We start from the raw sequence: 248 nt of genomic DNA on the forward strand, positions 1-248 counted from the left end.
CCACCAGCACCATCGCCGACATGGCCTATGTATCCGGTAGCGTTTTCAGCGAAACCAACAACAACTCGGATGGCGACAGCACCAAGCGCTACAACGTACGTGGCGTGTTCGCACCGCTGCACAGTGATGGCAACGTCCTGCACGTCGGTGCTCAGTACGCCTACCGCGACCTCAAAAACAGTGCGGTCGATACCCGGATTCGTTCGCGTCTTGGCGTTCGCGGTGTAGATACCAATGGCGGCGGCGAT

At 58.9% G+C, this 248-nt stretch carries 1 protein-coding gene; it reads left to right on the forward strand.

Annotation, left to right across the window (positions count from 1 at the left end; genetic code table 11):
- Positions 1–248: porin (locus J8I82_RS38175; RefSeq protein ID WP_245180706.1), on the forward strand; the 248-nt coding region annotated here is incomplete at both ends.

Origin of the sequence: Cupriavidus consociatus, from assembly GCF_017814975.1 — a bacterium.
In the GTDB taxonomy this organism is placed as follows: domain Bacteria; phylum Pseudomonadota; class Gammaproteobacteria; order Burkholderiales; family Burkholderiaceae; genus Cupriavidus; species Cupriavidus consociatus.